Annotated in this window: 21 protein-coding genes; 9 read left to right on the top strand and 12 right to left on the bottom strand. The window is 60.3% G+C overall.

The annotated features are described in order from the left end of the window. From JMF82_RS03850 to JMF82_RS03835, 4 genes are all read left to right on the top strand, one after another. The coding region (locus JMF82_RS03850; RefSeq protein ID WP_201313219.1) for a YadA-like family protein at nucleotides 1–900 on the top strand (900 nt) is incomplete at its 5' end. Between the two features lie 59 nt (nucleotides 901–959). Then, entirely contained in the window at nucleotides 960–1,766 is an 807-nt protein-coding gene (locus tag JMF82_RS03845; RefSeq protein WP_201313218.1) for an OmpA family protein, read from the top strand. Nucleotides 1,767–2,176: 410 nt separating this feature from the next. Further along, nucleotides 2,177–2,863 carry a class I SAM-dependent methyltransferase gene (locus JMF82_RS03840; protein WP_201313217.1) on the top strand — a complete coding sequence of 229 codons (687 nt, stop codon included), beginning with the start codon at nucleotides 2,177–2,179 and terminating at the stop codon, nucleotides 2,861–2,863. Between the two features lie 43 nt (nucleotides 2,864–2,906). After that, nucleotides 2,907–3,047 (top strand): hypothetical protein, encoded by a 141-nt coding sequence (locus JMF82_RS03835; protein ID WP_201313216.1) that lies wholly within the window; start codon nucleotides 2,907–2,909, stop codon nucleotides 3,045–3,047. Between the two features lie 128 nt (nucleotides 3,048–3,175). Here JMF82_RS03835 and JMF82_RS03830 read toward each other — a convergent pair whose 3' ends face one another. Beyond that, on the bottom strand, nucleotides 3,176–3,865 hold the full coding sequence (locus tag JMF82_RS03830; RefSeq protein ID WP_201313215.1) for a type 1 glutamine amidotransferase domain-containing protein: 690 nt from the start codon (nucleotides 3,863–3,865) through the stop codon (nucleotides 3,176–3,178). 183 nt (nucleotides 3,866–4,048) lie between these two features. On the opposite strand from JMF82_RS03830, the gene JMF82_RS03825 reads away from it, so the two are divergent. Next, the gene (locus tag JMF82_RS03825) at nucleotides 4,049–4,978 is read left to right on the top strand and encodes a LysR family transcriptional regulator (RefSeq protein WP_201313214.1); all 930 of its coding nucleotides are present in this window, start codon (nucleotides 4,049–4,051) and stop codon (nucleotides 4,976–4,978) included. Nucleotides 4,979–5,050: 72 nt separating this feature from the next. On the opposite strand, the gene JMF82_RS03820 is transcribed toward JMF82_RS03825, so the two are convergent. Continuing rightward, complete coding sequence (locus JMF82_RS03820) at nucleotides 5,051–5,845, bottom strand: SDR family oxidoreductase (RefSeq protein WP_201313213.1); 795 nt, start codon at nucleotides 5,843–5,845, stop codon at nucleotides 5,051–5,053. A 1,194-nt stretch (nucleotides 5,846–7,039) separates the two neighbouring features. On the opposite strand from JMF82_RS03820, the gene JMF82_RS03815 reads away from it, so the two are divergent. After that, complete coding sequence (locus tag JMF82_RS03815; RefSeq protein WP_201313212.1) at nucleotides 7,040–7,288, top strand: MFS transporter; 249 nt, start codon at nucleotides 7,040–7,042, stop codon at nucleotides 7,286–7,288. Here the strand turns inward: JMF82_RS03815 and JMF82_RS03810 are convergent. Beyond that, nucleotides 7,285–8,223, bottom strand: coding sequence for a LysR family transcriptional regulator (locus JMF82_RS03810; protein ID WP_201313211.1), 939 nt, complete (start codon nucleotides 8,221–8,223; stop codon nucleotides 7,285–7,287). The two genes, JMF82_RS03815 and JMF82_RS03810, sit on opposite strands and share 4 nt — an antisense overlap. A 108-nt stretch (nucleotides 8,224–8,331) precedes the next feature. On the opposite strand from JMF82_RS03810, the gene JMF82_RS03805 reads away from it, so the two are divergent. Beyond that, a complete protein-coding gene (locus tag JMF82_RS03805; RefSeq protein WP_201313210.1) occupies nucleotides 8,332–9,306 on the top strand; it encodes an NmrA/HSCARG family protein in 975 nt (324 codons plus the stop codon). Nucleotides 9,307–9,328: 22 nt separating this feature from the next. Here JMF82_RS03805 and JMF82_RS03800 read toward each other — a convergent pair whose 3' ends face one another. From JMF82_RS03800 to JMF82_RS03785, 4 genes are all read right to left on the bottom strand, one after another. Then, complete coding sequence (locus JMF82_RS03800; protein WP_201313209.1) at nucleotides 9,329–9,541, bottom strand: hypothetical protein; 213 nt, start codon at nucleotides 9,539–9,541, stop codon at nucleotides 9,329–9,331. 532 nt (nucleotides 9,542–10,073) lie between these two features. Continuing rightward, entirely contained in the window at nucleotides 10,074–11,096 is a 1,023-nt protein-coding gene (locus JMF82_RS03795) for an RES family NAD+ phosphorylase (RefSeq protein WP_201313208.1), read from the bottom strand. Between the two features lie 274 nt (nucleotides 11,097–11,370). Next, nucleotides 11,371–12,048, bottom strand: coding sequence for a hypothetical protein (locus tag JMF82_RS03790; RefSeq protein WP_201313207.1), 678 nt, complete (start codon nucleotides 12,046–12,048; stop codon nucleotides 11,371–11,373). Between the two features lie 180 nt (nucleotides 12,049–12,228). Then, on the bottom strand, nucleotides 12,229–12,909 hold the full coding sequence (locus tag JMF82_RS03785; protein ID WP_201313206.1) for a hypothetical protein: 681 nt from the start codon (nucleotides 12,907–12,909) through the stop codon (nucleotides 12,229–12,231). Nucleotides 12,910–13,088: 179 nt separating this feature from the next. Here JMF82_RS03785 and JMF82_RS21910 point away from each other — a divergent pair, with 179 nt between their 5' ends. Beyond that, the gene (locus JMF82_RS21910) at nucleotides 13,089–13,415 is read left to right on the top strand and encodes a hypothetical protein (RefSeq protein WP_236585284.1); all 327 of its coding nucleotides are present in this window, start codon (nucleotides 13,089–13,091) and stop codon (nucleotides 13,413–13,415) included. A gap of 634 nt (nucleotides 13,416–14,049) precedes the next feature. Here the strand turns inward: JMF82_RS21910 and JMF82_RS03775 are convergent. After that, a complete protein-coding gene (locus JMF82_RS03775) occupies nucleotides 14,050–14,832 on the bottom strand; it encodes a hypothetical protein (protein ID WP_201313204.1) in 783 nt (260 codons plus the stop codon). Nucleotides 14,833–15,006: 174 nt separating this feature from the next. Here JMF82_RS03775 and JMF82_RS03770 point away from each other — a divergent pair, with 174 nt between their 5' ends. Further along, nucleotides 15,007–16,347: a hypothetical protein gene (locus JMF82_RS03770; RefSeq protein WP_236585283.1), complete on the top strand. Its 1,341-nt coding sequence runs from the start codon at nucleotides 15,007–15,009 to the stop codon at nucleotides 16,345–16,347. On the opposite strand, the gene JMF82_RS03765 is transcribed toward JMF82_RS03770, so the two are convergent. From JMF82_RS03765 to JMF82_RS03750, 4 genes are all read right to left on the bottom strand, one after another. Then, entirely contained in the window at nucleotides 16,336–17,406 is a 1,071-nt protein-coding gene (locus JMF82_RS03765) for a hypothetical protein (RefSeq protein ID WP_201313203.1), read from the bottom strand. The two genes, JMF82_RS03770 and JMF82_RS03765, sit on opposite strands and share 12 nt — an antisense overlap. Next, nucleotides 17,399–18,040: a hypothetical protein gene (locus JMF82_RS03760; RefSeq protein ID WP_201313202.1), complete on the bottom strand. Its 642-nt coding sequence runs from the start codon at nucleotides 18,038–18,040 to the stop codon at nucleotides 17,399–17,401. The genes JMF82_RS03765 and JMF82_RS03760 overlap by 8 nt, the downstream gene beginning before the upstream one ends. Beyond that, nucleotides 18,033–20,039: an AAA family ATPase gene (locus JMF82_RS03755; RefSeq protein WP_201313201.1), complete on the bottom strand. Its 2,007-nt coding sequence runs from the start codon at nucleotides 20,037–20,039 to the stop codon at nucleotides 18,033–18,035. Before JMF82_RS03755 ends, JMF82_RS03760 begins: the two co-directional genes overlap by 8 nt. 425 nt (nucleotides 20,040–20,464) lie before the next feature. Then, entirely contained in the window at nucleotides 20,465–22,051 is a 1,587-nt protein-coding gene (locus JMF82_RS03750; protein ID WP_201313200.1) for a hypothetical protein, read from the bottom strand. Nucleotides 22,052–22,434 lie beyond the last annotated feature (383 nt).

Here is a 22,434-nt window from a genome sequence, read left to right as displayed (position 1 = left end):
TTGGGTGCGGGATCGGTGACGGACGCGGCAGTCGCGACCACGGGCACTACGCTCAACGGCGTCACTTACAACTTCGCGGGTACCGCGCCGGGTTCCACCGTGAGCGTAGGCGCGGTGGGTGCGGAGCGCACGCTTACCAATGTCGCGGCAGGGCGCATCGGCGGAAGCAGCACGGACGCCATCAACGGTTCACAGCTGTATGCCACCAACCAGACGCTGGAGCAGTTGGGTTCGCAGGTGATCAACCTGTCCAATACGATCCGCAACCTGCCTGGTGGCGGCGTGGGCGGCACCACCATCACTACGTATCAGACCAGTGGCGACAACAACTCCACGTCTTCGGCCACTGGCGGCAACTCGACGGCGGCCGGCGCTGGCTCAACGGCGTCTGGCAACAACAGTACGGCTGTGGGTGCGGGTTCGACAGCCAGCGGCGACAACAGCGTCGCGATTGGCTCGGGCTCGGTGGCATCCAGCAACAACTCGGTTTCGGTAGGTTCGACAGGACACGAGCGCACCGTCACCAATGTCGCCAACGGCGTGAACACGACCGACGCGGTGAACGTCGGCCAGCTGAGCGACGCGCTGGAACAAGCGAAGAACTGGTCGAAGGATTACGTCGACCAGCGTTTCCAGAGCGTGGACCACGACCTCAACCAGATCGGCAACCGCGCCAATGCGGGCATTGCTTCGGCCATGGCGCTGGCGAGCCTGCCGCAGGCGTATCAACCGAACCAGAACTCGGCGGGCGTGGCGCTGGGCACGTTCCATGGCGAGACAGGTGTGGCTGTGGGCGTATCGGCCATCACCGAAAGCGGCCGCTACGTGTTCAAGCTCAACGCCACCACGAACTCGCGCGGCGATGCCGGCGCGGGTATCGGTGCGGGCATGGTCTGGTAATGACGCGGCCACGGCGCGTTGCGCCGGCCCGTCTCCCGAAAGCATCAAGGAGTCATCACATGCGCAAGACTTGGAAGCATATCAGCGTGGCGGTCTCCGCCGCATTCGTACTCGCCGCCTGCGGCAACGTCAGCCGCGACGTAGCAAGGGACGGGCACTCGGCTGGCGAACTGGTGTGGCCGACGCCCGACAGCGCTACGCCCATGCACAAGGGCGGTACGTTCCCGAACCTGGCCAACCTGCGCCAGATGCGCGCGGGCCTCAACAAGCCACAGGTCTCCGACTTGATTGGCTATCCGCACTTCAGCGAAGGCCTATGGGGCGTGCGCGAGTGGAACTACGTGTTCAATTTCCACAAGCCAGGCGGCGATGAAGTGACTGTCTGCCAGTACAAAGTGCTGTTCGACCAGGGCCAGTTGGCGCGCAGCTTCTATTGGAAGCCCGAATCGTGCGCCGATGTGTTGAAGGAACCGGTCGCATCCACACCTGCCTTGGCCACATCCAGTCGCCGCGTTTTTTCAGGCGATGCATTGTTTGCGTTCGACAGCGCAGACCTTTCGGCAGGCGGGAGGCAGGCGCTCGATGCATTGGCTGATGAACTGAAAGGGCAGGGCGAGGTATCCCGCAAGGTTCGCATTGCCGGTTATACAGACCGGCTGGGCAGTCACACATACAACCAGCAACTTTCCGACCGTCGCGCGCAGGCGGTAAAGGATTACCTGGTGGCTCGCGGTACAACGGGAAGTCTCATCACCGCGAGAGGCTACGGCGAGGCCGATCCGGTGAAGGATTGCCGCGACGGGCAGCGCGAAGCGCTGATTGCCTGCCTTGCGCCCAACCGGCGTGTCGAGGTGTTTCTCGAGTAGCACGCTTTTCGCGGCATCAGTCAGCGGATGCGGCTGCAGGGTCCCGATCACACTCGGGACCCCGCAGATCATGCCGTTCCAGCCTGTGTCATGCGCACTTGCGCCTCATCAAGTGCAGTGATCTCACTTCCTGCGGGACGATCATTCATCGACAAAGCGACGCGACAGCTTCCTCAATGACCTGAACGAGAAACCGTATCGACACTGAATCGGCGAATCGGCACAACGGGCACGTGGGACTTTTCCGATCAGCCAGCCACTACTCTTGGTCCGCCTCAATCGTTCCGATGGCATCGATGCACCAATCGATTGCCACTTCGTCGAGGGGATAAAACCAACACCAGTGTCGACGCGTGGGGTGGGGGCCACCTAGGCGCCATAACGGATCTTCGCGTGATAGGAGCGCTGTCATGAAAGGTTTGATCAAGCGGATCCCGGTCATCGGTCCCGTTGCACGCAGTGTCTACCTGCGTTGGATACACCCGGCCAAGCCGTTCCATGGTTCCGAGGACTACTGGATCACGCGATATCGCGACGGCGGCAATTCCGGCGCGGGTTCCTATAACCGTCTCGCGGAATTCAAGGCCGAGGTGCTGAACGAGTTCGTCGCCAGCCACGACATACGAGACGTGATCGAGTTCGGCTGCGGCGACGGCAACCAATTGACGCTTGCCCGGTATCCGTCCTATCTCGGCCTCGATGTCAGCCCGCACGCGATTGCGGCTTGCGCCCGTCGCTTCGCCGGCGATCCCGGCAAGTCGTTCATGCTGGTGCACGATTACAGCGGGCAGACCGCCCAGCTCGCGCTTTCACTGGACGTGATCTACCACCTCACCGAGAACGAGGTGTACGAGACCTACATGCAGACCTTGTTCGCCGCCGCGCGGGATTACGTCGTGATCTATTCGTCCGACGTCGACGAATCAAGCCCGCAGAGCGCGCACGTGCGCCACCACCAGTTCAGCCGATGGGTGCGTGCCAACGCGCCGGGCTGGCGGTTGCTGCGGCATATCCCCAATCGCTATCCCTACGCCGGTGACAACGATACAGGCTCACTCGCCGACTTCTATATCTATGGCAAAGGAAGCGTGACCTGAGCGGTTTATCCAGCGCCTGATGGGGTGGCAATGTGGCGGGACCTTGGCCAGGTTTCCACACGCGGTCGTGCGCTCCATCCGGGCCAGCAAGGGCGAGACGCTGAAGTTCTACGCGATCACGACGCCGGCATGGAGCAAAGAAGACGACGTACTCGTGCCGGCGCCGGGCGGGGCGCCCAAGTAAAACCGTATCGATCACGCGGGCACCCGGAGACCGCAGTTGCCCGGTTTTGGCCCGCCCCATCGCTTGCCTCACGCCCAAGTGCACCCACTAAGTGTGGGCGCACCTGGGCGGCGCGGGCAGCGTGGTGCTTACTTCAGAAGCGCGTCGCGGATCGCCGCGCCCACGCCCGAAGCCGACTGCGGGTTCTGCCCAGTGATCAGGCGACCGTCCATGATGACCTTGCTGGTCCACATCGGCGCCGCTTCGTGCAGCGCGCCGTCCTCCTTCAGCTTGTCGGCGAGCAGGAAGGGCACGACGTCGGACATGCCAACCGCATTCTCCTCTTCGTTGGTAAACGCGCTGACGCGCTTGCCAGCGACAAGGTAATTGCCATCGGAGAGCTTGACGTTGGCCAATGCCGCAGGTCCGTGGCATACGGCGGCCACGATGCTGCCTTGCTCATAGATGGCCCGGGTGACGCGCGCCACGTCCGGGCTGGTGGGGAAGTCCCACATCGCGCCGTGGCCGCCGGCGAAATAGATGGCCGAATACCGCGAGGGGTCGACCTGGCCGAGCTTGAGTGTGTGCTTCATGGACTCGCGGAATGACCCGTCGTTCCAGAAGCGGGCATTGGCCGGATCATCAAGCTCCAGGCCGTCGACCGGCGGCTCGCCGCCTTGGATGGAGGCAAATTCGACCGGAATGCCCGCGTCCTCCAGCTCGGCGAGCGGGTGGGTCACTTCGCCCAGGTAGTAGCCGGTCGGCTGGCCGGTGTTGCCTTTGCTGCCGTGGCTGGTGACGACGAACAGGACTGGCTTGACGTGGCTGGATGCTTTCATGGGATGGGCTCCTTGGATCTGAGGGTTGCCGGCAAAGGCGAGCGCGCTCGCGGCAAGCAGGAAGAAGGGGGCTAGCAGTCGTTTCATCGCTGGACTCCTGAAGGGAACGGGGAGCACTCTATTGACCGCCATGGCGGCGATAAACCAGCTCGACGGACAATCATTAGTTCCCAGGGAGACAAGATGGGGCGTCGATTCGACTACCTGGATGATGTGGAAGCCTTCATCGCCGTAGCCGACCACGGCTCGTTCACGGCCGGCGCGGTGGCGCTCTCCACGACAGCGTCCGTGTTGAGCAGGGCGGTGGCCCGTCTGGAAGTGCGCCTGGGCAGCCAGCTGCTACGCCGGACGACGCGCCGCCTGAGCCTGACGGAAGCCGGACGGCAATACCTGGAGCAAGTACACGCGGCATTCGCCCTGCTGGGCGACGCCGAACGGGACGTGCAGGGCGCCGGCAGCCAGCTCACCGGCCAGGTGCGCATCAGCGCCCCCACCAGCTACGGCCACTACCGCCTGCCGCCCTTGCTGGCCCACTTCGCCGAGCTGCACCCGCAGGTGCAGGTGGAAGTGAACATTGCCAACCGCAACGTCGACCTCGTGGCGGAAGGATTCGACCTGGCCATCCGTATGGGCCAGTTCCCCGACAGCGGCCTGGTCGTGCGCAAGCTGGAAGACGCTGCGCTCTGTCTCGTGGCTTCGCCGGCGTACATCGCGCGCAGGGGCACGCCATCATCCTTGGCGGAACTGCAGACCCACGATTGCCTGTCGTTTGTCATGCCGAGCACGGGACGCATCGCGACCTGGTCGCTGCAAGACGAGGGCAGGGATGTCGAATGGATGCCGCCGGGTCGCTTCCAGATTTCGGACGACGTGCTGGGCACGGCCTCCCTTGCCACCGCCGGCATGGGGATAGCGCAGACCTACGACTTCATCGCCGCGGAGCGGATCCGCACTGGAGCACTGGTCGACGTGCTGCCGCGACTGCGCGGCTGCACTCGACCTTTTTCCGTTGTTTATGCGCCGCATCGGCGCCTGTCGGCGGCGACGCGTTCGTTGATTGACGTGCTGACGCACGTCTCACGCGCAGGCGCAGGGTTGGCTGCCCGCTCTTGAACCAACCGAATCGATCAAGGGCATGATTTTCCGCAACTCGATTCCGATAACGATGGGCACCTCGGTGCTTGTTCAGACAATGGATCGCACCACGCCGCCGTCCACGCGAACAGCTGCGCCGGTGGTGGCTGAGGCCTGATCCGAGGCCAGATAGACGCTCAGATTGGCGACTTCATCCACCGTCGCCAGGCGCTGAATCAAGGACGTAGGACGGTGAGTGGCAATGAAGTCACGCTCGACCTCGGCCTGCGAAATGCCTTTCTCCGCGGCGATTTTTCCAAAGAAGTCGCCGACACCCTCGGATCGTGTGGGGCCCGGCAAGATGGCATTGACAGTGACGCCTGTTCCGGCCAGCGATTCGGCGAGACCGCGCGACACGGCGAGCTGCGCGGTCTTCGTGGTTCCGTAATGAACCATTTCTGCGGGGATCTGCACACCTGATTCGCTTGAGACAAACTGAATGCGGCCCCAGCCACGTTTGGCCATTCCTGGTGCGTAATGCCTGGCAAGACGAATGCCACTCAGAACGTTCACTTCAAAGAATCGAAGCCAATCTTCATCGGGAATATCAAAGAAAGCCTTCGGTTCGAAAATACCCAGATTGTTGACCAGTATGTCCGTCGCCGGTACAGCTTCGATCAGCTCCTGTGCACCCTTGCTTGTCCCCAGGTCGCCGGCAATACCCGACACCTTGGCCTGGGGAACGTCCTTGGTGATGGTGGCGATCGCACCATCCACGCGCTGTTGGGTGCGGCCGGTGACAATCACTCTAGCGCCTGCGGCAGCAAGGCCATTCGCGATGGCGAGACCGATACCGGCTGTCGAGCCCGTAACGATGGCGGTCCTGTTCTTAAGGTCGATCTGCATGGAAATCTCCTCTCGAGGTATTCGACAAGGTCATTACTTGGGTAGGCCATGGACCAGCAGGTCTTGCGCGAATCAGGGCGATAAGATTTCTGATATCCCCGTTTGGTCGCTGCCGCCAGCCACTCTAAGGTATGCCAGTAGATCTGGGTGACGCTCCACTTTTGAGTAGCACTGCTATTTGGGGTCCTGCCTCCTCTGACGCGGATTGGACGTAAAGAAGCGCTTTTCCGAAAAGCAGATCATCGGTTGTCTGCGCAAGGAGCAAGGTGGGACGGCAACGTTGGGATGCAGTCGACCTTCATTCCAATACAAACCTAGACCAAGGGGACGCCGGCCGCAGGCGAACAAAGGGTAGGGCGATTGGCCCGTGTTATCGCGGGTAGCCTCGTATTCGCGCTGGCCAGTGCCAAGGTTAAGGGCTCTCGACAATTGTCGTAGTTCTTTAACTCTGTCACTGAGTAAAAGCTATTCATGTACCTAGGGATTTCAATGTTCTCAAGGCTTGGTAAGGTGCTTCAGAGTCATCGTTATGGGCGATTTCCGGCCTAGAGACAACGTAACCGGCCGATATCCGGCACAGTGGATGGGCTCTGCCTCCTTGCTACCGGGCACGAGTGGCCTCCTCCCCTCAAGGAAGGAATGATGGATGTGCACCGACGGTAAAGACGTGAAAGCGCGATATGACTGGGGCTCGCTTTACCCATTGTCTGGATCTAGGCCGCTTTATGTAGATTGGCAATCCACCGTATGCGGGCCTGTCGCTTGCGGACAAGCGTCGCCGTTTCCTGCGCGTCACTTTCCCGAGCATCGAGGTTCGCCCGGACGCGGAGGAAGCCGAACTTCGGGAGCTCTATGATCGCTTGGCCTTCGGTGGCGTGCCTCACGAGCCGAGCGAGCGCGCCGTTACGTCGGTGGAGACAGCATGATCACCCCGGCGACATGGACTGACATCACCTCCTACCTCCTGTCTGCCGGACTTGTTGCACCGATAGCGATATGGGTGTTCTGGTTGGTCTTCATTGAAGCGTCCAAGTGATCGTGGGGTCGCGCGACGCATCCGCTGGGCCGCGCGCTTCTACTGGGTGCGGAGTTGGATGAGCTGTCCCGCGGCGTCCAGCTGACCTGGCGCGGCACGGTCATTCACCGCCCGCGTCGACGGCAAGTGCGAAAGCCCGTCGCCTAGGCGCTCTCGCCTTGATCAGCGCCACCTATCCGGCAGCGGCGCGCGGCGGTGCCATCGGCACCTGGTCAGGCTTTACCGGCATCACCGCCGCTGTCGGCCCTGTGATCGGGGCCTTTCTCGTCGATCATTCCGCCTGGACATGGGCCTTCCTGGTCAATGTGCCGCTTGGTCTGCTGGTGCTGGCGCCGCGTGGCTTTTTATTCCAGGCAATAGGGGCGACTCGTTACCCGAATGAGGCGAAATTACCGATTGACGTCTAGAGGCGGCGTCTGACGGCTGTGCCCTTCCTGCCATGCCTGCTGGCCACGAGCTCGACCAGCGCCTCGCGCACCCAGCGCTGGCCCTGGTGACCGTGATTGCGTTCGTGCCACACCATGCCCACCTCAAAGCCCGGCACGGGAAATGGGCATTCGACGATCTTCAGCTCACCGGCGCGATCGCGCACCAACTGCTGCGGCACCAGCGCCACGAAATCCGACTGCGCCACGATCTGCGGAAGAAACAGAAACGATGCCGCTGAGAGCACTACGCGGCGCTTGTGGCCCAGTGCAGCCAGCGCATGGTCCACCGGAGTGACGAACCCGCCGCCGTGCAGCGATACGACGACGTGCTCCAGTTGCGCGAACTTCTCGACGGTGATGTTTCTGCGCAATTGGGGATGCCCCTGCCGGCCGATCAATACATAGCGCTCATCGAATAGATGCCGTGCGCGCAGACCGGGTGCCGCAGCGCCAGGTGTCGTCAGCGCAAGGTCGACCTCGCCCCGCGCGAGCTGCGTCTCCAGTTGCAGTACGTCCAGACTCCGCAACGCCACCCGCACACCGGGTGCGCGGTGGCGCAGCTCCAGGATCAGCGGCTGCGCCAGCGCCGCCTGAAGATAGTCGGTGCACGCGATGTTCACCGTCAGGCGCGCCCGCGCGGGATCGAAGTTGCCGTGCTGAGCCACCGTGACGCGCACCTGATCCAAGGCCTGACGCAGTGGCTCGAGCAGCTCCAGCGCCTTGGCCGTTGGCGTCATGCCTCGTTGGGCCGGGACCAGCAGCGGATCGTCGAACATATCGCGCAGGCGACCGAGCTGCGCGCTCACCGCCGGCTGACTCAGGTGCAGGCGGCTCGCCGCCCTGGTCACGTTCTGCTCCACCAGCAGGGCCTCCAGTGTGACCAGCAGATTGAGATCCAGGCGCTTGGTATTCATGCAATGGATACTAGGCCAACAAAGATGTAATTTCACGAATGGCAAGCAAGACCCGAGAATAAGCACTCATTCGCACCATGAGTCCCTTGTTCACTCCGGGAAAACGCCATGTCACTCGCCTCGCAGAAACCCCTCATCACTGTCGCTGGTGCGGCCAGCAAACAAGGGCGCAGCGTCGCCGCGGCCCTATTGGACAGCGGCCGCTACCGCGTACGCGCACTGACCCGGCGCACCGACAGCGCGCCGATGCGCCAACTCGCCGAGCGCGGCGCCGAGGTCGTGGTGGCGCCACTGGAGCTTGGTCGACGAGCGGAACTCACCGCCGCCATGCAAGGCTCCCACGGCGCCTTTCTGGTGACCCCGCCGACCATGCCGGTACCACCGCCGGGCCAGCCCGAACTGGCGCTGGGACGAGAGCTGGCCGATGCCGCCAACGCCGCGGGCGTCAGGCACGTCGTATGGAGCGGCCTGGAAAACGTCCATGCGCGGACCGCGGGCGCCAAATGGGCGCCGCACTTCACCGAGAAGGCACTGGTGGAGGAATACATCCGCTCGCTGCCGCTGCGCAGCTCTTTCATCTACCTGGCGTTCTTCTACAGCAACTTCCTGGAGTATTACGTTCCCGCGCGCCGCGGCGACGGTAGTCTGGACTTCGCGATCTATCTTCCGCCCGACACGCCCATGCCGTTCGTCGACCCGCTTACCGCGACCGGGCCCGCCGTGCTGGAGATATTCGATCATCCGGAGCAGTACGCCGGCGCAGTCCTGCCGGTGATCGGCGAGATCCTGACGGCACGACAGCTCGTGGATACCTTCGTTCGCGTCTCCGGGCAGGCGGCGCATTACGCCTCCGCCTATACCCGGGATGAGCTGCTGCGGCACTTCCCTGCGTTCGGCAGCAACCCTTGGCTCGTGGACGAAACGGTAGGCATGGTGGAGTACGCCGTCGAGTACGGCTACTACGCCCCAGGTCGCGACCTGGCCTGGAGCCGAAGGATCAATCCTCATGCCCTGACCTGGGAGCAGTTTCTGCAGCAAACCCGATGGCGGGGCGAGCCCATGAGTTATGGCGTCCCCGCATAGGAGGCGCCGTTCGCGTAGGCTGTTAATGCCCCGGATGCCCGGTGGCGTAATCGAGCACGGTCGAGAACGGCGCCACCCAGATCGTGTCGGAATGAGCTTTGAGATAGGCCAGCAACTGGGCATGGTCCTGCGCGGACACGGCGAGATAGTCACCACCCACGCCATGGAAACCCAGCACGATCATCCCGCCCTTGCGCTCGGCATGCGTGCGGACGTTTGGCAAAGAGGCGGTCAAGGTGCGGCTCAATGAGCTGGCCACCCAGTCAGAAAGCTACGGTGCTGAGAGTCTCGCCCGGGCCATTTATTGGGCAGAAGCAAAGAGGTAACGTCCCGACCCAAAGTGACATCGGCTGTGCCAGGCGCTGGTCGCTTCTGGGTGCCGTAGGGCAGGGTGATTAGGCCTAGTTATCGGGGGGAACCTCATATTTGGGGCAGGCGGTGCCAGCGTTAAGGGCCAGTGCCAGTGTTATAGGCTTCAGTGCCAAGGTTAGGGACTGTCGACAAATACTGTCGAAGTAACTTAAGTCTGTCACCAAATGAAAATAGTTGATTGCATTTGCATTTCGCTCAGCGAGGCGCGCTAGGTACGCGAATCAGTGCCATCGTTAGGGGCTGTGCCGCTGGTCAGTGACAGCTTTACTGACCTATTTGGAACGCCTCCATTGACACATTCGTCAGTGGTTGGATGCTGTCTAGGTTGTGCCGGAATTCCACCGCGCACCCAACGATTGCGCAGCTAAAGGCTTAACCAAGCGGGGCGACGTCGGTCAGTGCTCAAAGGTGAAGTCGTAGTGGGCCATCGGGTCGAAGAGGGGGCGATCTACCGTTTCATAGGTGACACGCTTTACGTCGATCACTTTGCTTGATCCTTCCACCCAGTCGGCCGCCGATGGATCGAATATCACCAGGTTGTAGCCGTCACCGACCGTGCTTCGGAAAACGATGCCATCGAATCCAAGCTGGCGAAGAATCTCCGCCAAAAACTGTGTCACGGTATAGGTGCTGCGATTGCTGGGTGGGGCTGCGGTAGAAAAGACGTCCTCTATGGTGGCGATCAATTCAAGCAACTCCAGCTCCCCATCGCTCCGCCAAAGCTTGGTCAGATCATGAGCGCGGATGTCCGCGACGCGCAGATCACGCACCAGTTCAAAATTTCCCACAGACACCAGTTCACCCGGATGGGGGCGAATCTCCGCAGCGGCAGTGGCTAAGTCTGAGGCGAGATATAGATAGGACACTCCCGGGCGATTCGCACGGCCAGCGGAGGCTATGACTATAGGCGGCGCACCGATATCAACTTTATCGTGGGGTTGATACGCGTAATCGAGCGGTGCCCCAGCATGGGTGATCGAGGCGGATCGCTTCTTGATTCCTTGTCGCGCCCGGTGCCAACGCGTACCCGCTCGTAGCGTCTCGGTGATATAGGGAACGATAGGGCGCAGCTGGTCAATGTATTCCGCTTCGACCAGAAAATGATTTCGCTCCTTAAGCGCCTTTCTCGCCTCAAACAGTATGGCGCTGCCCGCAGACGCGACTGGCGTCATGGGCGCATAGTTATAAATGTCCCGGCCGAACGCTGTAATGATCGAGATTTGGGGCGCCCGGTTAACTATGTCGTAGACGCAGGACATCACGATGTCCTCGCGATCGATGGCGCTCTGCTGTGGATTGATCTTCAGGAAAGGATTCGGATCACGAAAGAAAAGCTCCTCAATGCTGCCATCGCCCAACTTGCTGTGGTACTCCCATTCACCAAAGTGGTATCGGATCAGCGCCTTTATGGCGAGCAAGAATTCGTGGTTCCCAGTGTCTACACACGGCGCGTTGGAAGCACCACATAGGCTACACGTTGCAGGCTGTCCCTCGCGGACAACTACTTGCTTCAAGAGGGGAGCTACACAGCAATCAAAGCAGACGCGGTGCGTATCCACCGGATCAGGGGTGCTATCAACATTGACAATGGGGTCTGACAAGGTTCTTTGCTCCTTTAGGCGGACACTCGGTGGGATGTGCCTCGCAGGTCGAAAATGGCGACTTGGCCGCGGGGTGGTGCTATGCCCAAACCTACGGCTTTGTAGCCTTCGGCGCGATTGCTTTGCGCCGTTTCTCTATCGCCTCAGCCTGTGCATCATCCAGCTCTCCCACTGTGCCTCGAATGACATGCTCTTTGAATTGGATCGGAACAAGTGTTGATAGTTTGCCCGTCGCTGACATGCAGGCGTCGCTGACACGCCTAATTCGGTTCGGCAAGATGGGGAACGTCACCTGTTGTTCGGCAGTCATGTGCTCAGGAGTCACATCCTTGTACCCGTTGAGGTCCGCGACCAACTCATTTCGCGTTTGAATGCATTGCGCCACGGTGGCGGCGATGTCCGCAGGCCCTTTCGCTAGATAAGCGATCTGATCATTGGATAGGTCGGCTGATGCGACGTGACCGCCGAGATGTTGAATGAAGGCAAGGTCGCGCTTGTTCGGCTGAATCATGAGTGCGTCGGGCGATCGCAAACCGATATTCTCCAATTGCCAGTCGGCGTCTTTGGTCGAATCGACTATCTCGTTTAGACGCTCTTTGATCAGCAGTACCGTGGCGTGGAACAGTGCTTCGTCGGTATTTTTGCTTCTGTCATCAGCGGCCTTCGCGAGGGCGAGTGCTTTTTCGCTCGTCTCTCCTGCGATATGTGTTTCGACAACGCTTGCGATGGCCACGACAAGCCCGAGGGCCGCCGCGATAAGCGCATACATGGAAATCCTGTCCGATCGTTTCCATGGTGTTTGCGGGGAAGTGCCGGGTGGCGCCTGCGTATTCGACGGTGGTGATGGGACTGCGGAAGTCGTAGTGGAGGTTGCGTTCGATGGGGTGAGTTGTGTCATTCGGTGGCGCATCCAGTGCAAGGGTCGGAGGTATTGAGCCGCTCTTCGACCCTAGGTGCCATCGCGAGCGATCACTTGTTGAAGTTCGATGATGTGTTGGATGTATCGCTTGAAGTTGTCGATCGGTCTCATGCCAGCGCACGAGCCATTCCCAAAAAGTATGCTTTCCTTTTCCTTTGAATAGTCAATGTGGGCAAGAAGCTCTTCGACCACACGATCATGGGCGATATCTCGAAAGGTCTGAAGCTCGGTCGGCGTCATGTATGCCTGGTAAAGTGAACGCGTTTCATTGAGTTCGCTGATACCAGACTGGATACCGTCTGCAAATTCCTCTCCCCAGGTTTCCGAGGGAAAGCTTTTGACGTTCTTGGGCTTATCGGAGAAGCAGAGGTCTTGGAGGGCGTCCAGCACATTGGGTGCCATGACCTTGTTTAGGTCGACATTCTTGATATAGATGCCGCCGAGATAGTCGCCATGAAAGAGGGCGATGGGCCGCAGGAAAAAGTAGACGGCACGTGCTTCTCCCTGTTTGAGCGCTTTTCGAGCGATTTCTTTCGTCGTCTCGTTCTTGTAGATCTGCACGCACTGTGCGCCGCATGCAACGAGGGCGAGGATCGCTGTCGCGTGCTTGGCATAGGTTGCACGCTTGGTTGCGTCCTCTTTCTTCGGTATGTCACCAAACCACGCTACGGCGGCCGCGCAGAGGGCCAGCGTTGCAATGAAGTAATCCATTCTTCGCTCCGGTAACGAGTCCCCGCAACTTACTGGCTAGAAAGTTGTTGTGCGGTTTTCGATTGTTATCGGCGGCATGTGCGAGGGCTTAAGGGGCGGCGCGTTTGACCTGGACGCAACGAACTAGTCACCAGCGCCTGCGATATCCCGATGGTTGGAGTGTCGTGCAGTCAAGCCGCGTGCAGAAGCAATGCGGTGTGGTGTGGATCGGCTTGAACCATTCCACACCGTCCAACTTTCCACGTCTTGTTGCGCAGGGCGTGCTTACGCCGGAACAGGCGGCAAGGGTCGATGCGCAAATGCTACGTGTCGGTGATCCGGAATGTATGGTCTATGCATCCTTTGGCATTCGAGAGAACGAAGCCGACTTTCGCCGGGACCGCGATAAGCGACTCATCAGCATCGCGCTCGACTTCCGCTGCGATCTCAGCCCCGTGAGCTGCCCGGGGTGGCACGTGGAAGTCCGCGATGGACTGGTGTCGACGGTGCGTCCGCTAACGAAATAAGTCGGGCAAGAGCAATGGCATCGAGGTCGTTTGGGATCGGACGAGGTGGCCACAAGCGACGGCATCCAGGAATGGTCGTGACAGGACTCCTTGTCCCACGCCCCGAAAGAAGAGCGCGGGCGCCAGGACGAACAGATCAAGGCCTCGGGCCGCCATGTACAGGAACGGTAGGGTGGCCGCTGTGGCAAGCAATGCGCCTCCAGCGGCCACCTGGCGTATGCCGAAACGGGACGTCGCCGCCAAATCGCCATCAACAACGCATCCATGGCCAACTCGCGCGCCAGGCTCGATTTCATCGACCAACCGATGACTGCGCGCGAATACAAGTCGATGACCACGGCCAGATACAGCCAACCTTCGGCCGTGCGCAGGTACGTGATGTCAGTGACCCATGCCCGATCAGGGTGCTCGACGTTGAACTGGCGTTGCAGTCGATTGGGTGCGACGACTGCCGGCTTGCCGCCCTTGTAACGACGACGAGGCGGTGAGCGCACGGAACGAAGGCCGTGTTTTCGCATCAGACGCTCCACGCGCTTGCGAGTGATGTGTTCGCCGGCCTCGGTCAAGTCACGATGCACGTTGCGGCTGCCATACACGCCACCTGAGGCGAAGTACGACTCCCTGTCGGGGCAACTTAGCCGGTCCTTGGGCGAGCTGATCGCGTTGGGCCGGATAAGTTTTCGATGGCAGCCAAGCGATCGAGCGTCGGTGGCTGTGGTGTGGCCAGGGGCAGATCGAGACGACGGAGTTGTCCGCGGATTTCATCCGAACTCCAGCCCGCGTCTTTAGCCAAGTCGAGAAAGCGCGCCCGAAGTCGCCTTGCTGAAGTACTTGAGGTGTGCTGACGCGCAGCCCATCGGGAGATTCGCTGCGCCACCGATGCAGCTGATGGCGCGTGTTCCGGATTGAAGAGAAAGGTTCGGCCGTCGGTGACAATTGCACGGAGATCAGCGGTTAGTGCCTCAGGCAGCACGACGGTTGAGCGGGAGTCACGGCGTTGGATGGTTATCAGACTCTGGTTCCAATCGAACGCCGTCACTTCCAGCGAGGCGAGCTCCCCGGGGGTGGCGCCCGTCCAAAAGCTCAACGCCGCGGCTGCGGCATCGAGGTTTTGGATGTGGACCAGGCCGCCAATGGGTGCCTGAGCATGACGCGGTCGAGTAGCGCGTGAGGCTTTCTTGGGGCGAGGGAGAGACCAACGATCAAGCTCAGCCAGGAGCTCAACTGACGCGTGCCTCTGAGTAACGCACCAGCGGAGAAACGCGGAAACGATTCGACGCGACTGCTGGAGAGAACCCTGCGACGGCGCACTGTCCACTTGATGCCGTCGACCGGTGACCAGCTGCTTCCAGAAGCGACTCAGTTGGTCGGGTCCCAGTTCGCCGAGAACAACATGACGCCCGTCGATGTAGGACATCAGACGACCGACTTCGGTGCGATACGCGCGCTGCGTATGCGCCGCCCGGGGAGTGCTTGCCAGCCATGTCGAAAGTAGGTCCATACTTGCGCGTTGTTTGTTCTATTATTAAAATAATCACACGGATTGGTTCCGTATACCATCCCCCGTTAACTCGCCGGAGTGACGTTCCACATGACGACTGCCGTTGCTGAGCGAGCTTCTCTGGGTTTTCGCCGGGTTGCGTCGCGGGAAATCCTCACGGATGTAAGGGGAGGGTCCTTTGATGAATGGATCGGTGGGCGGGTGGCGAATCAGCTATCCACGAACCAAGGCGCAGACGCGCTGCCGTTTCAGCGCTGGCATCGGTTCAAGGAAGCGTTTTCTCCCGAATTGATCGCCGAGGCGGTGCGCACGTCGCCAATCCCTGTCAGGCGCCTGGCGGATCCCTTTGGCGGGTCGGGAACGAGCGCGCTGGCCTGCCAGTTTTTGGGCGTGGAGCCGTCGACCATTGAGGTCAATCCATTCCTGGCTGATCTCATTGCAGCCAAGTTGGCCAGCTATCGAGTTGCACCGTTGCTGACGGCGCTGGGACGTGTGACTCGCAAGGCCGGCGCCTCCCGCGCGCGCGGCGCCCAGTTCGCGCGCATGCTGCCCAAGACGTTTGTCGAGCCGGGCGTCAAGGATCGGTGGCTGTTCGATCTGCCGGTCGCTGTAGAGATTTTTCGATTGCGAGCCGCGATCGAAGAAGAGGTTGATCCCACAACGGTCCGGCTGTTCCGCGTGTTGCTCGGCGGCCTCATTACCGGCTTCAGCAACGCGGTTGTGAGTGGAAAAGGGCGCCGTTACCGGGAGAACTGGCAGGAACGTCGCGTTGATCCGACGTGCGTCATTCCGACGTTTGCCAATGCCGTCGCTGCGGCGATTGTCGAGATTACGGCTTGCGCAACGCGACCTGTGAAAACCTCCACGGTGCTGCACGGGGATAGTCGTGCGCTCTTCGCAGGTCTTCAACCGGTCGACCAGATCGTGTGCTCACCGCCGTATCCGAACTCATTCGACTACACGGACGTCTACAACATGGAGTTGTGGATGCTGGGGTATCTGACCTCGTCAGAAAGCAACGCGACGTTGCGGCGTGCGACGTTGAGCTCCCACGTGCAAATTTCGCGGACGTTTGACGCGGCTCCACGCACCCCCATGCTCGATAAAACCATGCGGGCGTTAAACAAGGTCGCGGACGAACTATGGGACCCCCGGATCCCGGCGATGGTGGGGGCCTATTTCTCTGACTTGCAGAAGCTATTGCAGGCGAGCGCACGACTCCTGCCGAAGCGCGGGCAGGCCTGGTTTGTCGTCGGGGATAGTCAGTACGCCAATGTGCACGTCAAGGTGGCCAAGATCTTGGCGGCGCTGGCCCCGAGCGCGGGCTTGAGTGTGGAGCGTATCGCGCCGTTTCGGTCGATGCGCGTATCACCACAGCAAAGTGGCCGCCATATGCTGAGCGAAGATCTCATCGTGTTCTCACGACGCTAGCGTTTTGCCAACTTCGCAATCGCGTCGATGGTCGGATGAGCGATAAAGATACCAGTGGCGCAATAGGACGCCTAGTTTGGCGGCATCGTCTTTGAGTTCGGCGAAGACATTCTCTTCGCCCACATCGTCGGCGCGCATATCGAAGCAGCAGAGCATCCGTTCGAGGAAATTGCGATGTTCGCCGTAGGTGTGCGCTTGCTGCAAGCCGCTACGAATGTGCTCCTTGATGTCCTTTTCACTGTAGGTGCCGCCGGTTGAACCCTTCTCGCGAAGGACTTTCAACTCAAGGACCGCATGGTGCACGACCTTATTGGCAGGGCGCCCCTGGTCGGCAACGATCTCGATATCGGTACGCCCATCCTTTCCAGGTTGCTCGCTACGAATTGTGCATAGCCTGAAGGCGCCGATCAGTGTCATGCGCAGCGAGTGCTGGACGCGCGCTTCGGCGTTTTCCTGCGCCCACCCCTTCTTGGCGTCCACCCACAGCGGCAGCGTGGCCGACTGATCCGGTGTGATGAGCTCGCCCTTGTAGGCGCGGTCGATGGCCTCCGTAATCTTTTCGGGAGTCACAATATCGTCCGCAACATGCCAGATCTCGGTGTTCTCCTCATCGGCGATGCCTGCTGGATACCAGCTCAGTGTGGAGAATCCCTTTTTGGGGGAATAGATCAGGGTTGGCAGGGTGTCGGCGTTGGCGTTCTTGATCGTGTCGAACAACTCGGCGTCCGCGCCGACGTAGGGCAGCGAATGACCGTTAGCCACTTTGTTGACGAAATGTACGCGCCCGGTCAGCGTGTGATGTCCGGTATTGAGGAGGGGTTGGCGAATGGCTGCCTTAGGAAGGTATTGCTCCTGCCATTCGCCGGGCGCGAAAACGAACGCGGCTGGCTGGTCAAACTCAGCGTCGTTCTGCGCTTCGCGGAGCGCAACCAGCTGTGCAACGGCGCGGCCGAAGCGAACGCTGTCCGGCGCATCCGCGTCGCTGCCTCGGCCCGTCAGTGCGGCCTGCTCCAGCGTGTTGCGCTGGTTGCCCCAGGCGCCCAGATCATGATCAGCCATGGGCCACCCGCTGCTGCAAATGGTCCAGGTACAAATGAAGGCGTTCCGCCGGCGGAAGACTCTGGCCGGGCGCGAATGTCATGGCCGCGTTGCACGAGAAGTTCTTCTCGGCACTCACCCATTGACCGAAGTCGATCACGTTGTTGACGTCAACGGAAACATCGGCGTATTGGGCGTCACCGGTGGCAACATGCCCTTGCTCGGCATCCGACAAGGCGCTGTACGCCGCGGCCAATTCATCGAGAAACTGAGCCTCGATGACATACAGTTCGCGATAGCGGCGCAGCGCCTCGCGCACCTCGGTCCGGCGCAGTCGGTAGGAGGCGCTAATGCGATAGCGATGTTCGACCTCCTCCAGCTCGTAGCGGAAGTCAATCGCTTCCACCAGACCTCGGCCGACCAGCCGATCGATCGTCCGCTGCAGTTCCGGGTAATACGGGCCGGCCTTGCGCTTCAGTAGCGTGGCATCGAGCGGTGGGAGATCGAACACCGGAGCGAGGACATTCGCCAAATAGGCCAGCTCGTGCAGTGCGCGTGTCGATGAGGGCGCCAAGCCCGCAGAGGCCAGCGAGTCAAGCAACGACAGCACGCGAACGGTCTGGGACGTTGCGTTCGGGAAGGGCACATCAGTCATCGTGCACTTCCTGGTGCTCGACCTTGTCGCGGAGCTCGTTCCAGTAACGGTCGTACGCGTCCTTCGATTCGAGCATGGCGCGGGTCGGAACGCCTGCTTCAAACAGGTCGACCACCGGTGCCATGACTGGCGTTTCTGGTTTGGCGGAGGCGAGCAGCAGTTGCGGAACGAGCGCGCCGGCACCCAGGTTCGAAGTGATGATCAACCGACTTCCGGTCTGGCCATTGGCGAATTGGCTGAGAACCTGGGCAGCTTTGTCTACGAACACCGCGTCCAAGGATGATTCCGGGGCATCGACCGCCAGGGTGGATGCGTGATCCGGCGAGGCAACCTCGATGAGCGCCATGCGAAAGGCGAGATCGATGAATTCGCGCTGGCTCTCCGATACCTGGTTAGGGGAGGCGCGCCGCTGCAAGCCGACAAAGTCACTGCCGGACAACTCCACCGCAAACGCTGGGTACTCGACCGGCTCCATGCCGCCCGCCTGGCCGATCGTACGGCTGGCAGGGTTCCAGCTCAGGCCGCTCTCTTCGAAGAGGAACCCGTTGGAAACACGTTCAAAATGTTTCTTGATGGCATCGGCATAGCCCTGAATCTCGCTGCGATAGTCCGCAAGGGAGGCGGCGAACTTCCCGCGCTCTACCTGCAAATCGGCACGCAGCTGCGTGACGAGCTCCTCGAGACCAGCGAGCTTGTTCTGCTGTTCGTTGATCTTGTGCTCATCCGGCGGTAATTGGCTGACCAGGTTCTTGATGTGATCTTGCACATCGTTTCGTTCAATGGTGCATACGCTCAACTCTTCGCTGTTGGCGTGAAACTTGGTATTGGCCTCATCGCGCAGCCGGGCTTGTTCGATTGCACCAATCTTGGTGGTTTCAACCTTGCCCTGTAGCTCCAGGATTCGCTTGTCGCCGATGTCGACAACGTCCGTATGTTTGGGGAGAGGGGATTGGCAGACGAGGCATTGTTGCTGGCCAAGAAGCGCCTCAAGTTCCGTGCGCTTCGCAGTGAGTCCTTTCGTTGCGCACGCCAGGCAGGTTTCATCCGACAACAGGCGCGCGAAGATGAATTGCATCGACTCCTCGGCCTTCGGCAGGTGTGCTTCTACGGCAAGGAGGCGCGCTCGCTCCAGCTCGCGAAGCGCCTGGTCGTATTCGTTCTGTGCGCGAAGCGCATTGAGGCGTGCCTTCTGCCGTGCGTCGTCGCCTTCCTCGACCAGTGCGATCAGGTCGTCGTGACGCTTGTTCAGCTGCTCCAAGCTCTGTTCGGCCGCAGTGAGCGCCGCTTTAATGGCGGAGGCGCCCTGTACTTTTTGCACGGCCTTCATGCGTTCCTTCTGCTCGCGCCGCAGTGCGGCCTGAAGGTTTCGCATGCGCGAGTCCAGACTGAGAATGTCGCGCTCCTGGCGCGTCCACTCACCGGCCTTCGCGGGTGAAAGAAACAAGCAGCGGAGTAGCTGTCGTTGTGCGCCCGGATCCCAGACCAATGCGCGGCGATCCTCGAAGAAGAACACCAGCGTGCGCAGCACCAGCAGCCAGTCTGCGTAGTTCCCCAAGCCGGATGCCTGGAGGATGGCCTCTTGATACGCATCCTCTTCGGGCCGGCCAGGTGCGCCGTCGACCTCGAAGCGAACGATCGCGAGCTCCGTAAGTTCGCGCTCGACCAGAAAGCCGACTTCGCCGACCGAGAAGGTGAGCGTGGCACGGGCTTCGTGCGCCCCGTCGTTTACGCGATCGGCGAACTGTCGCTTGGCGGTACGGTTGAGCTCATGGTCGTCCAGGCTGGAAGAACCAATCTCATCGGGCAAGGTCAGGTCATGGGTACCAGCGATCAGACGATAGATCATCGTCATCAATGTGGTTTTGCCCAAGCCATTGGCGCCGAGGATCAACGTCAAACCGGAGGCAAATTCCAGTTGGAAGTCGCCGTCACGATTCCGGCCAGGATAGAGACCGTACTTTTGAATCGCCAGGTGGCGTAAGAGCGGGAAGTAAACCATGCGCCTGTGCTTCCAATGCGGGCTTCCTGTCAATCGGCAGCGGCAGCCCCTGTCTCCGCAGCGTTTGCGACTCTAGTATTAAACGCGGCTGCTGAGAAGCGGAAAAGATCAAGGCCGAGTAGGCCAAAGGGCATACGGTTCCCATAGAACGCGGAACGGTCGCCGCCACGACCCTGGCGGCTCAAGAAACAGATGAGCGAGCCGATTCTCAGTGCGACAACTGGAACGTCTGTACCTCACTCAAAGATGGCTTGCTGTTACGCATGACCAATGCCCCATGCAGCCCGGTGGCAGGGCCGATCTTATTGTTGAGGGCCTCAAACAGCGTTGCCGAACAAGCCCCATGAGGGCGTTGCCCGCTCGTTCTGATACTTGGTGCCCGTGAGGCCATCATGGGATTCCCCGGTCACTCGCCGAAAATGGCCTTAAGCGTTGTACTCCGCTTGCTCCGACGCGGAAGCACTGCCAGGAAGTAGCCTGAAGGTGAACTTCGCTTTGTTCCGCTCAAACCCATAAATGGCTACCAGCGGCACTGCGGTGACGATCAAGCTCGACAGTACCAGGCTGACCTCCCTGTCGTACGCGCGAAAGATGGGAACCGCCCGAATGCCTTTCGAAATTAGGTGGGCGACATAAACGCCCATCACCGCCGACACGGTGCCCAGCATGATCACTTTGATGCCTTCGAGTTTGGCATCACCCGGCGCCATCAGTAAGCGTACACAACGCACCGTTGACAGCGTGCACTCGCGAACGATGGAAAGGACCAGCGCCGGGAGGTTGGTGAGGATCGAGATGAGGATCTGTGGAATGGCACTGAGCGCGCCAGCAACCGCGCCCTCAATGCCCACCGCACGCGCGCGGTCCCAAATCTTCCGCTCTTCGAACCGGGCAACCAGTCGCGTCGACAGTCGCTCCTGTCTCACCTGCAAATCTGCCAGCAAGCCCTCGCTGCTTAACAGTTTTCCCGTGGCAGCAAGGTCCTTCACCTCGTCGACAAAGATGTCGATGGTCTCTACCACCATCAATCCAACCACTTGCTGTGCTGCCATGGTGGCAGCAACACTGGCAACTTCGACACCCACCACCTTTAGCGCGTCAAGCCTGGCCTGTGTGGCACGTTCTGATGCCTCTTCGTAGCGTTTCTCGATATCAGAGCGGCGCACCGTATGATCCTCGCCCTTGATGGAGAAGTGGAGGATGTCTGGGTCCTTCGAGTCCGGGACGCCTCGGTCGATGTAATCCAGCAGGTCACTGGCGCCTTTTGAACGATTTATAGACCTGTCGGCAAAGATGAGATTCTCATCGGTATTGATGACATCGATGAATTGATCGTCATTAGTTCCCAATCGGACGATCCAATCGTCGTAGAGCTGGCTCTTGGGGATGATGTGCTCGATATCGGTGTCGAAGGGATTGACGGGCAGGTCATGCTGATACCCGTTGTCCAGCAGGGTCCAATCCCTCTGGGCCTGGTATTGCTCGTTCTTGAGTTCCGCGAAATTGGGGTGATCGTGGAGATTGTTCTCCGCCTTAAATTCCTTATAGCTCAGTGAAAGATTGGCGTAGCGGCCTTCGGCATGGCGGTCCAGGCCTTGCATGACGGGCGCAAGGCAAAAGACGGCCACCGCCCGTCGAAGCGCCTCGTTCTTACACTGCTGAAAGATATCGTCGAACGTCTGGGCCGGAACCGGCAGTTTTCGACGAATGTCATCCACCATCTGTTCGGTGCTCTTGTCCACCTCCAGGGCTGACCGGTAGTACGAAACGACTTTTTCCGAGCTTATGGCGTAGTAGCGCTCAAAGCGTTCGCGATGGCGCTCTGCATTGGTGAGTTCTGACCATTCCAGTTCATTCCAATAACCCAGGGTCTTTTCCGTCAAGCTCGTCAACTGCTCTTTGCCTGCGGCCACCATGCCCTTGGACGTATCAGCTACCCTGTCCGTCATCTCGCCCGCGGAAGCTTTGATTGCGCTGGTGACGGTAAGGACCTTGCTCTTCCATTTGCTCATTCAATTCTCACCTTGAGGATCGGCGTCGACCTTGCGTAGCGTATAGGGTGACGCAATCGGATCGTCAATGCCTCGGTGCCGCCGCGCGGCGCCCATCAGTCTGACTGCTGGACAGTGGTCTGGAGGTATTTCGCGAGGCCAAACAACGCGAAGCCATAAACGATGGTTGCGCCGATGATCCTAAACATCTCATGTTCTCCTTTGGGGCCGGGTAGGGGGATAGCGGGCACACCCTAGGATTGGTCAGTCGCAAGGCTTGCGACGAGGCTGGTCGGGCTTGGACGACGCTTTGAAGGACGGTCGTCCGCGCTCCCGGCTAAGGGGGTGGGCTCAAAGTTGGGCTATCGACAATCGACGTCGCCCTACACGTCGCCTGAAGCGAG

It is taken from the genome of Dyella sp. EPa41 (assembly GCF_016586165.1).
GTDB lineage: Bacteria > Pseudomonadota > Gammaproteobacteria > Xanthomonadales > Rhodanobacteraceae > Dyella.
This window is presented reverse-complemented; position numbering and strand designations above follow the sequence as displayed.

Coding starts and splice junctions, on each gene's coding strand:
- JMF82_RS03845 (WP_201313218.1), top strand. CDS start 960: ATGCGCAAGACTTGGAAGCATATCAGCGTGGCGGTCTCCGCCGCATTC.
- JMF82_RS03840 (WP_201313217.1), top strand. CDS start 2,177: ATGAAAGGTTTGATCAAGCGGATCCCGGTCATCGGTCCCGTTGCACGC.
- JMF82_RS03830 (WP_201313215.1), bottom strand. CDS start 3,865: ATGAAAGCATCCAGCCACGTCAAGCCAGTCCTGTTCGTCGTCACCAGC.
- JMF82_RS03825 (WP_201313214.1), top strand. CDS start 4,049: ATGGGGCGTCGATTCGACTACCTGGATGATGTGGAAGCCTTCATCGCC.
- JMF82_RS03820 (WP_201313213.1), bottom strand. CDS start 5,845: ATGCAGATCGACCTTAAGAACAGGACCGCCATCGTTACGGGCTCGACA.
- JMF82_RS03810 (WP_201313211.1), bottom strand. CDS start 8,223: ATGAATACCAAGCGCCTGGATCTCAATCTGCTGGTCACACTGGAGGCC.
- JMF82_RS03805 (WP_201313210.1), top strand. CDS start 8,332: ATGTCACTCGCCTCGCAGAAACCCCTCATCACTGTCGCTGGTGCGGCC.
- JMF82_RS03790 (WP_201313207.1), bottom strand. CDS start 12,048: ATGTATGCGCTTATCGCGGCGGCCCTCGGGCTTGTCGTGGCCATCGCA.
- JMF82_RS03785 (WP_201313206.1), bottom strand. CDS start 12,909: ATGGATTACTTCATTGCAACGCTGGCCCTCTGCGCGGCCGCCGTAGCG.
- JMF82_RS03775 (WP_201313204.1), bottom strand. CDS start 14,832: ATGTCCTACATCGACGGGCGTCATGTTGTTCTCGGCGAACTGGGACCC.
- JMF82_RS03770 (WP_236585283.1), top strand. CDS start 15,007: ATGACGACTGCCGTTGCTGAGCGAGCTTCTCTGGGTTTTCGCCGGGTT.
- JMF82_RS03765 (WP_201313203.1), bottom strand. CDS start 17,406: ATGGCTGATCATGATCTGGGCGCCTGGGGCAACCAGCGCAACACGCTG.
- JMF82_RS03760 (WP_201313202.1), bottom strand. CDS start 18,040: ATGACTGATGTGCCCTTCCCGAACGCAACGTCCCAGACCGTTCGCGTG.
- JMF82_RS03755 (WP_201313201.1), bottom strand. CDS start 20,039: ATGGTTTACTTCCCGCTCTTACGCCACCTGGCGATTCAAAAGTACGGT.
- JMF82_RS03750 (WP_201313200.1), bottom strand. CDS start 22,051: ATGAGCAAATGGAAGAGCAAGGTCCTTACCGTCACCAGCGCAATCAAA.